11 protein-coding genes are annotated in these 11,779 nt (G+C 51.9%); 5 read left to right on the top strand and 6 right to left on the bottom strand.

The window, feature by feature from the left end; all coding sequences use genetic code 11:
- Positions 1–3 precede the first annotated feature (3 nt).
- Both bufB and H7R73_RS06810 read right to left on the bottom strand, forming a co-directional pair.
- Positions 4–846, bottom strand: a complete 843-nt coding sequence (gene bufB, locus H7R73_RS06815) for an MNIO family bufferin maturase (RefSeq protein ID WP_103260508.1) — start codon at positions 844–846, stop codon at positions 4–6.
- Positions 847–905: 59 nt separating this feature from the next.
- Positions 906–1,169 (bottom strand): BufA1 family periplasmic bufferin-type metallophore, encoded by a 264-nt coding sequence (locus H7R73_RS06810; protein ID WP_010673595.1) that lies wholly within the window; start codon positions 1,167–1,169, stop codon positions 906–908.
- Positions 1,170–1,467: 298 nt separating this feature from the next.
- Here H7R73_RS06810 and H7R73_RS06805 point away from each other — a divergent pair, with 298 nt between their 5' ends.
- A complete protein-coding gene (locus H7R73_RS06805) occupies positions 1,468–3,492 on the top strand; it encodes a BCCT family transporter (protein WP_103260509.1) in 2,025 nt (674 codons plus the stop codon).
- Between the two features lie 159 nt (positions 3,493–3,651).
- Here the strand turns inward: H7R73_RS06805 and H7R73_RS06800 are convergent, their stop codons facing one another.
- Positions 3,652–4,032, bottom strand: a complete 381-nt coding sequence (locus H7R73_RS06800; protein ID WP_041214772.1) for a hypothetical protein — start codon at positions 4,030–4,032, stop codon at positions 3,652–3,654.
- Between the two features lie 545 nt (positions 4,033–4,577).
- Between H7R73_RS06800 and H7R73_RS06795 the strand changes: the two genes are divergently transcribed.
- On the top strand, positions 4,578–5,348 hold the full coding sequence (locus H7R73_RS06795) for a dsDNA nuclease domain-containing protein (RefSeq protein ID WP_182951571.1): 771 nt from the start codon (positions 4,578–4,580) through the stop codon (positions 5,346–5,348).
- On the opposite strand, the gene H7R73_RS06790 is transcribed toward H7R73_RS06795, so the two are convergent.
- A complete protein-coding gene (locus H7R73_RS06790) occupies positions 5,314–6,261 on the bottom strand; it encodes an IS30-like element ISAs2 family transposase (protein ID WP_019706001.1) in 948 nt (315 codons plus the stop codon). The two genes, H7R73_RS06795 and H7R73_RS06790, sit on opposite strands and share 35 nt — an antisense overlap.
- A gap of 529 nt (positions 6,262–6,790) precedes the next feature.
- On the opposite strand from H7R73_RS06790, the gene H7R73_RS06785 reads away from it, so the two are divergent.
- On the top strand, positions 6,791–7,273 hold the full coding sequence (locus H7R73_RS06785) for a hypothetical protein (protein ID WP_103260512.1): 483 nt from the start codon (positions 6,791–6,793) through the stop codon (positions 7,271–7,273).
- Entirely contained in the window at positions 7,270–8,049 is a 780-nt protein-coding gene (locus H7R73_RS06780; RefSeq protein WP_182951570.1) for an AAA family ATPase, read from the top strand. Before H7R73_RS06785 ends, H7R73_RS06780 begins: the two co-directional genes overlap by 4 nt.
- Positions 8,050–8,064: 15 nt before the next feature.
- Here H7R73_RS06780 and H7R73_RS06775 read toward each other — a convergent pair whose 3' ends face one another.
- Entirely contained in the window at positions 8,065–9,096 is a 1,032-nt protein-coding gene (locus H7R73_RS06775; RefSeq protein WP_001809438.1) for an IS630-like element ISAhy2 family transposase, read from the bottom strand.
- A gap of 125 nt (positions 9,097–9,221) precedes the next feature.
- On the opposite strand from H7R73_RS06775, the gene H7R73_RS06770 reads away from it, so the two are divergent.
- Complete coding sequence (locus tag H7R73_RS06770) at positions 9,222–10,157, top strand: hypothetical protein (protein WP_182951569.1); 936 nt, start codon at positions 9,222–9,224, stop codon at positions 10,155–10,157.
- A 25-nt stretch (positions 10,158–10,182) separates the two neighbouring features.
- Here H7R73_RS06770 and H7R73_RS06765 read toward each other — a convergent pair whose 3' ends face one another.
- Positions 10,183–11,223 carry an IS481-like element ISAs19 family transposase gene (locus H7R73_RS06765; RefSeq protein ID WP_101613896.1) on the bottom strand — a complete coding sequence of 347 codons (1,041 nt, stop codon included), beginning with the start codon at positions 11,221–11,223 and terminating at the stop codon, positions 10,183–10,185.
- Positions 11,224–11,779: the final 556 nt, after the last annotated feature.

The raw sequence follows: 11,779 nt of genomic DNA, 5'->3' as shown, positions 1-11,779 counted from the left end.
AGCTCAGACATGGGCGGCCTCCCTGGATGGTTGCTGTGCTGCGCTCAGGATCTCGCTGGCACGCTGCGCCTCTCCCAGCAGCACCGGCAGCGGGGGGATCGCCAGATCCCATTCAATCAGGGTGGGGATGGCGCGCTGCTGGCAAACCTGCTCGTAGAGCGCCCAGACGGGCTCGGCCACGGGGGTGCTGTGGGTATCGATATAGAGGGGCCCCTGAGGCAGGTGCTTCTCGGTAAAACCGGCCAGGTGAATTTCGCCGACCGTGTCGAGGTCGATAGTCGCCAGATAGTCGTCCACCTCCAGGCCGTGATTGACCGCGCTCACATGGAGGTTGTTGAGATCGAGCAGGACGCCGCAGCCGCTGCGCCCAGCCAGCTCGGCCAGAAACTCGGCCTCCCCCATCTCCCCCGCCAGTTGCAGGTAGGAGGAGGGATTCTCGATGAGCAGTTGTCTGCCCAGTGTCTGCTGCACCCGATCTATCTTGTCGCTCATGTGCAAAAGAGCGGCCCGGGTGTAGGGCATGGGCAGCAGATCGTTGAAATAGCGCCCGCCGATGCTGCCCCAGCTCAGGTGCTCCGACACCCGCACCGGCGAGATGGCCGCCACCAGGGCCGCCAGCTGGCGCAGGTGCCCGGCATCGAGAGGATCGGCGGAGCCCAGCGACATGCCGACTCCGTGAAGGCTCACGGGGTAGTGCCTCGCAAGCTCCGCCAGCACCTCGAAGCCCTGGCTGTGGCGCTCGAAGTAGTTTTCGCTGTGTACCTCAAGCCAGCCCACTCCGGGCAGGGTGTGGCGGATCTCGTTGTAGTGCGGGGGGCGTAAACCGATACCGATCAAGGGGTTCATGGCTGGGCTCTCAATAGATAGGGCCATGATGTGGCGGGCGCCACACCATGGCATGCGGCTTACTTGGGTTGCAGGGACCCGCCAGCGAGCTTCTCGCACAGCCCCTTGGGCACCACCACGAAGGCATCCCCCTGGGCATCCATCTTGGCGGTGCCGGCGCAGGATCCGCCCTTGGTGGCGCAGTCGTTCTTGCCCGCCTTGACCACGCCGTAGCACTTCTCCTTGTCATCCGCAGCCATGGCCGGCGCGGCGATGAACTGGGCACCCAGGGCCAGCAGACCCGTCATGGCAGAGGCGATGGCAGTACTTTTTTTCACATTCATGTCTCTATTCCTTGTTGTCGAGAGTGATGTCTCCGGCGCATCTCATCCGGCTACGTTCAATAGAACCGGACGAGGGGGGAAAAGATTTCCCAAAAAACGGCATCAACTCGCTATTAACAAACAAGAAATCGGTAACCATCTGATTTAATGGAATAAGTTACGATAAAAAAAACAGGACGACGAGTGCCTCCCCCACGGTGCTCATGGCCGTTGACCCCGTCACTCGCCGTCCACCCCTTGTCTGCTTTGCACCCGAGGGGCCTATAGTGTCTTGAGTCCTTCCACCCAAAGGTGTCCCATGAACGCTCCTCGCCCTCCCAGATGCACCCTGTCGCTGCCCATCTTCATCCCGGGTCTGCTCTTCATCCTGGCGCTGCTGGCCATCTGCTCCCTAGCCCCGGAGGCCGCCGCCCGCTTCTTCGGCAGCGGCCAGAGCTGGATAGCCCAGCACTTCAGCTGGTTCTATGTGCTGGTGGTCGGCATGTTCCTGATCCTGCTGCTGGTGATCGCCTTCAGCCACTTTGGCAACATTCGCCTCGGGCCGGACGATGCCCGCCCGGAGTTCAGCTTCACCTCCTGGCTCGCCATGCTGTTCGCCGCCGGCATGGGGATAGGGCTCATGTATTTCGGGGTGGGCGAGCCCATGAGCCACTTCGTCTCCCCGCCCCAGGCGACGCCCCTGACCCAGGTGGCCGCCCGCGAGGCCATGGTCACCACCTTCTTCCACTGGGGCTTTCACGCCTGGGCCATCTACGCCATCGTCGGCCTGGTGCTGGCCTACTTCGGCTTTCGCTACAACCTGCCCCTGACCATCCGCTCCGGCCTCTATCCCATCTTCAAGGAGAAGATCCACGGGCCGCTCGGCCACGCGGTGGACGTCTTCGCCCTGGTGGGCACCATCTTCGGCATCGCCACCACCCTGGGCTATGGCGTGATGCAACTCTCGGCGGGGATCACCCGCCTCACCGGCATGGACACCTCGGGGGAGCTGTTTCGCTTCGGCCTCATCGGGGTCGTCATCACCCTCGCCGGCATCTCGGCGGTCACCGGTCTCGACAAGGGGGTGAAGCGCCTCTCCGAGCTCAACCTCTTTCTCGCCATCGTGCTCCTGCTGTTCGTGCTGGTGGCCGGCCCCACCCAGTACCTGCTGGGAGCCCTCTCGGAGAACATTGGCAACTATGTCTCCTCTTTAAGCCAGCTCACCTTCCGCACCTTCACCTACAGCGAGACCCGCCAGGCGGGCTGGTTCGGCAACTGGACCCTGCTCTACTGGGCCTGGTGGATCTCCTGGTCCCCCTTCGTCGGCCTCTTCATCGCCCGCATCTCCCGCGGACGCACCCTGCGCGAATTCATCCTCGGCGTCCTGTTCGTGCCCACCGCCTTCAACCTGCTCTGGATGACGGTGTTCGGCAATGCCGCCATCTGGGCCAGCCAGCATGAGGGGGGCACAAGCCTCATCGACTCGGTCGGCAACATCGACACCCTGCTGTTCAACTTCTTTGACCTCTTGCCGGGAGCGGACATCACCTCGGCCCTCGCGGTGATCCTCATCAGCGTCTTCTTCGTCACCTCCGCCGACTCGGGAGCCTTCGTCATCGACAACATCGCCACCCAGGGCAAAGAGGGCTCACCGATCTGGCAGCGCCTGTTCTGGGCTCTGCTGCTCGGGGTCACCGCGGGTACCCTGATGAGCACAGGGGGGCTGGCGGCACTCCAGTCCATGACCCTCATCGCCGCCCTGCCGTTTGCCTTCATCATGGTGCTGCTCTGCCTCGGACTCTGCCGCGGCCTTGTCGCGGACAAGGAGCACTCGGCCAGGCGCCTCTCCCCCGCCACTGACTTCTGGAACGGCAAGCAGTGGCGCACCCGGATGGATCACCTGCTGCGCCCCTCCACCGAGCAGGAGGCCCGCGCCTTTGTGGACAAGGTCGCCCTGCCCGCCCTGACGGCCCTGAGTCAGGAGTTCGCTGCCCGGGGCATCACCAGCCGGGTCGAAGAGGATGGGCCGGATCAGTGCCATCTGCTGGTGCCCCAGCAGGGTCGCCGGGACTTCTGCTACGGGGTGCGCATCGAGGCCCGCCCCGCCCCCGCCTTCAACCCCCTGGAGGCGGCCCACAACCACGATCCCGAGGCCCGCATCTTCGAGCCCATCACCTATTTTGCCGATGGACGTGCCGGTTACGACATCCAGTACCTGACCCGGGACGAGCTGAGTGCCGACGTCTTACGCCAGTACGAGCGCTATCTGGTGCTGAGCCAGGACGAGGGGCAGGATCTGCTGAGCAGCGCCCCCGAACATACCCAGCCAACCCAGGGAGAGTGATGACCAGGCAGGGATCAAGTCAGCTCCCCGCCCAGAGCTTATGGCCGGGCACACTGGCGGCGAGGGCGGCCCCCACCACCCATCACAACAGAGAAAGGGGCCCCAGGCCCCTTTCTCGTCACTGCCTCAACCAGCGTTGATTTCAGAGCCTCAACCGGCTCAGGTGGTTTTCACGCACTTCTGGATAAAGCTGTTCTTGGCCGCCCCGGCGAGCTTCTTGTCCGCTGCCGCCTTCTCGCACTGGGTCGCCTTGTCGGCGGCCCCGTCCGTCTTCACGCACTTTTGCACGAAGCTGTTCTTGGCCGCGCCGGCCAGCTTCTTGTCGGCGGCCGCTTTCTCGCACTGGCTCGCCTTGGCACTGGCGGAGGCATCCTTGACGCACTTGCCCACAAAGCTGGTCTTGGCGGCGCCCGCCAGCTTCTTCACCGCCGCCTGGGCCTCGCACTCTTGCTGCGCGCCAGAGGTCGCGCTCTGGGCTACCCCCATTCCCATGCCCATGACCGTCACGCACAGACTCAACACCATCAGGATCCGCTTCATATGTCACACTCCCATCGTTCTATCCTTTGTGGTTGGCCCCCACTCACGCGGGCCAAACGAGGCACCCTTGCCACGCTGCACTATAGTCCCCCTCCCCCGTGACAACAAAATGCCCCTTCCTTGCCGACAACCCCCTCCTTGCCCCCGCTCCGGCCACCCGGCACCTTCGCTCAATTGTTGAGCTGGCGCAAAAATCCAGTCATTCCCTTCAGTTGCGTCAACTTTTGACTGGTTTGCGTATGAGGCTTGAGGATATGCTGACCATTCGGCGCCTACTGCACCATTCGGGCCCCGCCCGCTGGTTAATGGAGCGCATTGGAAGCTGTAATCCAGGGGCGGTAGCGTATTTTCAGATACTCAGTCTAATTATCTCCAGTGCTGCATGATAAAAATCGGCTCGGCCGCATCAGTTTTTTCATATTGCACATTGTCTGGCTGAATTCGTAGATGAACACTCCATGATTTTGTTATTGTCCATCTGAAGTAAGAACTAATGATGTGCAAAGCCCACAAATAAACGAGATTCATTTTTATGGAACTTTAATATGTTACTAGAAAGTATTCCCCCCAGAGAGCAATCAGGAAGAGACTCTTTTTCTAGGTATCGAGCACAAGTACGTTCAGCAGCCATCGCAGCATTACAAGTTTTATCCGGTGGAGATTTCGATCGCATCTATTGTGATCTTCACGATGATATCGTGGTCAGGAAAAAAGATGGCAACAACGTTAAATACATTTTCTACCAAGTAAAAACCAGAGCAAAGAAAAACCAAAACTGGACTTTATTAGAAGTTTTTGGGATGAAAAAAAGAGGTGTCATATCCGCTGATGAAATAAAGAAAAGCTTTGTAGGTAAAATGTTGATTCACACTATCACTTTCAATCAGAACTGTAATTCTGTAATATTTCAAACAAATATAAACAATGAGGATGATATTGACAATCTACTTTCTGATATTGAAGATGGAAAATTCACCGGTAAATTTAGTAAAACTCTTCTTGAAAAATTCAATGACATTTATAAGGATGAATTAAAACTCCCTCTGTCTAACGAAGATATAAAGGCTCGACTATCAAAGTTGAAATTTGAAAATGACGTTTACCATCTAAAAGATGATGCCTCATTTTTTGGACCACTTGCAAGAGCGAAAATATATGAATACAGTGAGATAGATTTAACTCACACTGAATCTACAGACATAATAATAAAATTACTTGAGTTAATATCCACAAAATCCTCTGGAGTAATTCGCGAATTCAACTTCGAAGTGCGACACTCGCCTATGCCGCCTGACGGTACTCTTCGAATACCTTGACAGGCTGCCTGAATCCGAGACATTTCCGAGGTCGTAGGTTGAGCCACTGCTCCGCTCTCCTGACATCCTCGTCCGTGACCTCTCTCAGGTCTGTTCCCTTTGGGATAAACTGCCTCAACAGCCCATTGCTGTTCTCGTTCAGACCGCGCTCCCACGAAGAGTAAGGGTGCGCAAAGTAAGTCTCGGCACCCAGCGCTTCCTCTATCGCCTTGTGTTCGGCAAACTCGCCGCCGTTGTCAAAGGTGATGGTATGCACCTGCTCGATGTAGGGCGTTAACATCTCGATTATCGCATCCCGCACCACCCCAGCCTGTTTGCTCGCGACCCGCTTGACCAGATAGAGCCGGCTCTTGCGCTCCACCAGGGTGACCAGTGCACCTGTGCCTTGCTTGCCCAGCACCGTGTCCGCCTCCCAATCACCGAGCCGCTCCCGGCTATCGACGATAGCCGGCCGTTCATCAATAGAGCGGGCTTCCTTGATGGGAGAACGCAGGCTGCTCGCCCCCTTGCGGTAGCGCTTGTGGCCCTGGCGCAGATGGCGGTACAACTGGCCACCCCGGGCTTTGTCGGCGGCCACATGGCGGTATATCCACTCGTGACTCACCATGAGGCCTATCTGCTTGCCCACCGCGCTTATCTGCTCCGGGCTCCACCACCAGGCGAGTGTCAGCTCGACAAACTGGATGACATCGGCAGATAGCCGAGATTTGGCCGCACTGGCCCGTCGGTGGGTGGCGTGCTGATGCGCATTGTCTGGCTGGTAGCCCTGCGGCCCGGCGTTACGACGCAGCTCCCGGTAGAGGGTGGAGCGATGAACGCCAATGGCGCGTGCGGTGGCAAGGATGGACATCCCCTGTGCGCGAAGCACCGATAACTGGTATCGTTGCCCCTCGGTCAACTGCTGATAGCTCATGGTGATACTGCTTTTACTTTGGCGAGCAGAAGGGTACCACCAATCAGCAGTTGGCCACCTCTCGCCATTCATCCATGAGTGTCGCACTTATTATCTGAATTCCCGCTTCAGTATCTATAAATGACCTTCTACCATTACTCAGCCTATCTAAAGATGCCTATGAGCAAATTCTCAGAGGCGAAGATCCCCAAGCAATAAAATCATTATCAATAATACAAAGAACCTTATTATCATCTGGAGCTAGTTTAGATGATGTAACCTTCTGCTCAAAATGCAAGACTGAGTGGGATATATGGTATCGAAACATTCGACATAACATATCCGAACTTGAACTGAGATATATTATCAGTTCTGTAAGAGATATAATTAATGCTGTTTCCGCAAAAAATAACAATTCACTAACCGTATCACGCCTTCATGCACCATTAAAAAAATTTCATGCTCACTTAAAAAGTGAAGTCAGATTGTACGGGCTTACGGAAGAAATGTTGCTGGGAGCTGTTTTCTCTGAAATAATAAAAGGTGGCATATGAACTTTGAGAGTTTTTTCCATCGCCTCCAAAATAATGTCATAACACTGCCACTATCCTCCCAAGAAAAATCAGAACAGTACAACCTCCTTGACAACGAAGCATTATTTCAACTCCCACTTATAAGCATAATAATATTAGTGCTAGCTAAAGATAAGAGAAAGCCGAAGGTAGCCGAGGTTGGACAATTAGTTGGTGAATGTATTGAAAGTAGCTTTTTAGGATTTAAAGGATCAACCCAACATATTGGTTGGTCAGCCAATCTAAGAATTCGAACTGTAAAATCAATGAGCTTTTTAGAAAACGCCGGTTTGATTACTATCAATAATAGAAAAGATCGGTTGCATATAACAGAGCTGGGCAAGAAAGTTATTGATAGAGCTAATGCTTGGGATGAAAATCTTGAATATAACCTCAGCTTAATATCCCGTTCATACCGGAACATTTGTGTTTCACGCCAATTAGACTCGGAGTTAGAATGAAGCTCATAAAAATACAGATTTTCCCTAAGGGAAAAGATGGCTGGATATCTGAAGAGTTATTTTTCGGAGAGCACATAACTCAAATATATGGTCCGAATGGCAGTGGTAAGACACCAATAGTTCAATCTATTTCGTACTGCTTAGGTTATCCAAATGTTTTTAGAAATGATATATATGACCGATGCAACCATGCCATTTTGCATGTGGAAATTGAAGATAAGATATATCAATTTAAGAGATTTTATAGTAAAGAAGAAATACATATCCATGTTATTGAGCCGAATGGTGTAACGCAGACATTTTATGATGAAGCATCACATTCAGCATTTATCTTTGAATTGCTTGGCTTTAGTTTAAAACAGCTTGTAACCGTGCAAAGTAAAGCAACTCCACCATATTTCTCATCTCTTTTGCCCATCTTTTATTTAGATCAAGACGAAGGATACGGAAAATTATATTCCCCACCAAGTAACTTTATCAAAGATCAGTTTTCTGAAATGATAAGATTGGCATTCCGCCTTCCACCTAAAAATTCCGTGGATGAAAAAAAAGCAAGAAGAGCTCTAAAGGACAAGTTAGATAGATTAGATAGAGAACACCAAGATATATCCAGAAAATTAACTATCGAAAAAACAAAAACAATTTATATAACTAAACAACCAGAGGATTTAAGAAGAGAAATTCAAGGGTTTGAAAGTGAACTGGAACAATTAAAAAACGTTGGTAATAGCTATGATGACTCCATAAATATCTATGATAAAGTTATATCTAAATAACTGATCCCAATAGTGCTACACCTTCGCTGTGCCATAGCCATTCCCCGGGAAAGGAGACACGGTATCCATGAAGTGTTTCACTCGGGCCAGCAGGTTTGCCATCCCTCTGCATTGATGATTGCGCGTGATGGTTTCATGTAACTTGTGCCATAGCCGTTCTATGTGATTAACCCAAGGGCTGTAAACTGGCTGGAACACCAGGCAGAACTTGGGATTCTTCTTCAACCATCGCTCGGTCTGTTTGCTTTTGTGAATGATGTAGTTATCGAGGATCAACGTGATGGTTTTGGCTCGTCGGTAGTGGTGGCGCAGCTTTTCCAGCATGGCAATAAACAGCGATGAGTTTTTCTTGATCCCGCTGACGTAAAGTACCCTTCCGTTGCCTGCGTGGAGAACGCCTGCCAGATAATGCTTGGCATTCTGCCCCGGTGTGACAACCCGCTTTTGCTGCGCTCTGAACATCCAGTCGGCTCCTAATTTGGGATTGAGGTCTATATCGACTTCATCCTCATAAAACACCGGATTATCGGCATCACAGCGGGCCAGCGCGGCGTCGATATTCGCCATTTTTTCCTGATAGGCTGGGTCTTTTATCCGCAAGGTCGGCACGGGCCTGCGCCAGACAATGCCCATACGAGGTAACCATCGGCGGAGCGTGGAGGCTGCCACATTTAGCCCTGTTAACCGATTGATTTTTATAGCCAATAGTTCAGTACACCAACGGCTGCGCTGATAACCAAAATCTTGCGGAGAAAACTGCATGAGCAGCACCAGTAAGGTGACAATCTTGGCGATAGGTAAGACTGGGGCACGGCCAGCCGGTAAGGCTTCTAGCGCATCTATGCCTTCATCTCGATACCACCGAAGCCAACGACCGATGGTCGAGCGCGCAGCGCCGGTAAGGTGATGAACATCGGTGATCGTGCGTCCTTCATGTAACAGCAAGATGGCCATCAAGCGACGAGCATGTCCTTTATCACGGGTGGCATGGATGATTTTGTGAATGCGGCGCCGTTGTGGTCGTGGCAGAGGTGGTAGGATAGGCATCAACTCAGTCCTTTGGGTGTGGCTTGTTTTGTTTAGCGACTAATCAGATCGCACAAACTGGACTGAGTTCCCTTCCTCCGGTGATCTACTATTCGGAACAGCTATTTAGACATAAAAAAGAGATAATGTTTTTGGATGAGCAAATAGAAGTCATAACCCAGAGAGGTAATGGATTACAAAAAATCATCTCTGACATAAACACAGAGATAGAAACATTAAGTCTAAATGAAGGCGCCAGAAGAATATTTATTTCGTTTGATGAGATATGTGGATCGTCAAACTGCCAACTTTTTTCTCAAAGTTCAAATGCATATAGTAAAAACCTTCTCTATTTAAAAGATCAACTAAAAGATCTAGAAAGAAATAGAATCACAGAGTTATCGACTCTAGACATGTTGATAACATCCAAGGAAAATCTTGAGTGGTCAATAAAAACCATTGTCGAAGAGAGAAATGAATCAATAAACAAACCTGAATTAGCAACTTTAGTAGATGCTATATCTAGAATTAAAAATCAAGTGTTTGAACTTCAAGCCCAACTCAGTGAACTTGAAAACATTGAACGTATTGAAAGTATTCTCTTTGATAAGGTCACTGTGAGAAATAGGGTGTATGATGAATACAGAGGACTATCTGAAACTAAAAATAAACTACCTGAAATAATTAAAATAAGACTAAAGTTAAAAGATCTTTTTGTTTATTGGCTTGACTCAATACACACAACAAACATCAGCAAAGACATAACATACACGGATGAGTTTGTTCCTGTTTTAGGGGTCGAAACCATCACGCAACTAAAAGGAAGCACACGTATAAGAAGTGTGCTTGCATATCATGCTGCTTTAGTAGAGTTAATTTCCGAAGCAAGTAAAAAAAGCCTGCGCTTTATGATACTCGACACGCCAAAGCAACATGACATAGAAAACAAAGATTTAGACGGATATATAAAATCATTAAAAGCCCTCTCTAAAAAAAATAATATTCAAATAATTTTTTCCACAACTGAGTATCACTACTCTGGTGACCAGCATGATATGTGTACAGATCTAGTTATCACCTGACACCGGCCTCAAACCGGTGTCTTGTTTACGCTACTTTAGTGCGCACTTCCTTCGGTATCAATTTCAGACCCTTTTTGAACATGCTGTAGGGGGTTTGACCCTCCATCATCCTGCCCTGATGTGGCCGCTGGGTGTTGTAGTGATCCAGATAGCTGTCCAGGTCTGTCTGCATCTGCTCCACTGATTCATACCAGGTCGTCCTCCCCTTGATACGGAAGTGTTCATCCAGCAGGGTGCGATGTAGCCGCTCGATAAAGCCGTTGCTCTGCGGCCTGCGTACCTTGGTGGTCCGGTGCGCAATCCCCTCCAGTTGCAGGAACAGCTCGTAGGGGTGATGGTCAGGGCGCCCGCAGAACTCGCGCCCGTTGTCCGACAGGATGGTATAGACCCGCGCCTCGTGAGCCTCGAAGAACGGCAGGACCGTTTCGTTGAGCACATGGACCGAGGTCACCGGCAGCTTGCTGGTGTAGAGCCGTCCCCAGGCGTGGCGGCTGTAGCAGTCCAGTACGGTTTGCAGATACACCTTGCCCACCCCCTTGAGTGCGCCGACGAAGAAGGTGTCGACCGCCACCAGTTCCCCGGTGTAGTGAACCTCAATTTGGCGTTCGCGAAACTCGGGGCTGAAGCGCTCGAGCAGGCGGATCTGCTCGTCATTGAGCTCAATCGTCTGTTCCCTGTGGGTTTTCTCGAGGCGCAACAAGCGGTCATGCTTGGAGAGCAAGTCGTGCCGTTGCCATACGCCACGCACACCGCCCGCACTGACGTTGATGCCTTGCAGAGCCAGTTCTTGCGCGACCCGCAGCGGGCCATGGGTTGGTCTGGTGAGAGAGTAATCGAGGATGGCCTGTTCAATCTCGGGAGCGACCCGGTTGGGATGAGCGCCTTTACAGCCGGGGAGTTTGTCGAGCAAGCCCTCGGCGCCATAGGTCTGATAGTTACGGCGAATTTCGTAGAACTGCTGACGGCTGTAGCCGATGAGCTTGCAGGCTTTGCTGACGTTATTGAGCTCTTTGGCGAGCTCTAGCAGGCTGAGTTTACGACGTGCTACTTTCTCGTTGGTGGTCATACGGTGACTCCGGATAACACGGTAGGGGTACCGTTTTGTTATCCGGTTTGAAGCCGTATGACCACTCCCTTTTGTGGGCAACTGTCAGGTGAATACCATCTCCATACATGATATGGAATGGAACCCAAAATTCCCTGGAGAGGACCATTTAATGTTTCTTAAGAAAAATGACCATGTCGACATAAAGAGCTAGTGCTCAGAGCTAGTGATCACAAGACCCCGGTCACAAAGTCGAGCCCATAAAAGTCCTTAGCATAAAATCTAGATAAAATATAGGACACCCACCTTTTTGAGCCAGCCGTTACCTGGCTGGCTATATCTCTCATCACACACTGATCTTCCTGGAACCCGATAAATACCTTGTACACCAGCGACATTTACCCAGTGGGGTCGCGTGTTCAGACATGGCAATGCCTGACACCAAACAAATGCCAAGGGAGTAAAACGGGATCTATCGGATTAACAAGGTGGCTGATGGCATCGCCGCTGACCACAGTGCCGGGCAAACTGCTGGCAAAAAGGTGGGAGTCCCAATTTGGAAGTCCAAAAACCATCC

It is taken from the genome of Aeromonas sp. WP2-W18-CRE-05 (genome assembly GCF_014168615.1).
In the GTDB taxonomy this organism is placed as follows: Bacteria; Pseudomonadota; Gammaproteobacteria; order Enterobacterales; family Aeromonadaceae; genus Aeromonas; species Aeromonas caviae.
The sequence above is the reverse complement of the archived record's forward strand: the minus strand, read 5'-3'. Positions and strand labels throughout refer to the sequence as shown.

Excerpts from the sequence above, each read along its gene's own strand:
- bufB (WP_103260508.1), bottom strand. The coding sequence starts at position 846 with ATGAACCCCTTGATCGGTATCGGTTTACGCCCCCCGCACTACAACGAG.
- H7R73_RS06810 (WP_010673595.1), bottom strand. The coding sequence starts at position 1,169 with ATGAATGTGAAAAAAAGTACTGCCATCGCCTCTGCCATGACGGGTCTG.
- H7R73_RS06805 (WP_103260509.1), top strand. The coding sequence starts at position 1,468 with ATGAACGCTCCTCGCCCTCCCAGATGCACCCTGTCGCTGCCCATCTTC.
- H7R73_RS06800 (WP_041214772.1), bottom strand. The coding sequence starts at position 4,032 with ATGAAGCGGATCCTGATGGTGTTGAGTCTGTGCGTGACGGTCATGGGC.
- H7R73_RS06795 (WP_182951571.1), top strand. The coding sequence starts at position 4,578 with ATGTTACTAGAAAGTATTCCCCCCAGAGAGCAATCAGGAAGAGACTCT.
- H7R73_RS06790 (WP_019706001.1), bottom strand. The coding sequence starts at position 6,261 with ATGAGCTATCAGCAGTTGACCGAGGGGCAACGATACCAGTTATCGGTG.
- H7R73_RS06785 (WP_103260512.1), top strand. The coding sequence starts at position 6,791 with ATGAACTTTGAGAGTTTTTTCCATCGCCTCCAAAATAATGTCATAACA.
- H7R73_RS06780 (WP_182951570.1), top strand. The coding sequence starts at position 7,270 with ATGAAGCTCATAAAAATACAGATTTTCCCTAAGGGAAAAGATGGCTGG.
- H7R73_RS06775 (WP_001809438.1), bottom strand. The coding sequence starts at position 9,096 with ATGCCTATCCTACCACCTCTGCCACGACCACAACGGCGCCGCATTCAC.
- H7R73_RS06770 (WP_182951569.1), top strand. The coding sequence starts at position 9,222 with ATGTTTTTGGATGAGCAAATAGAAGTCATAACCCAGAGAGGTAATGGA.
- H7R73_RS06765 (WP_101613896.1), bottom strand. The coding sequence starts at position 11,223 with ATGACCACCAACGAGAAAGTAGCACGTCGTAAACTCAGCCTGCTAGAG.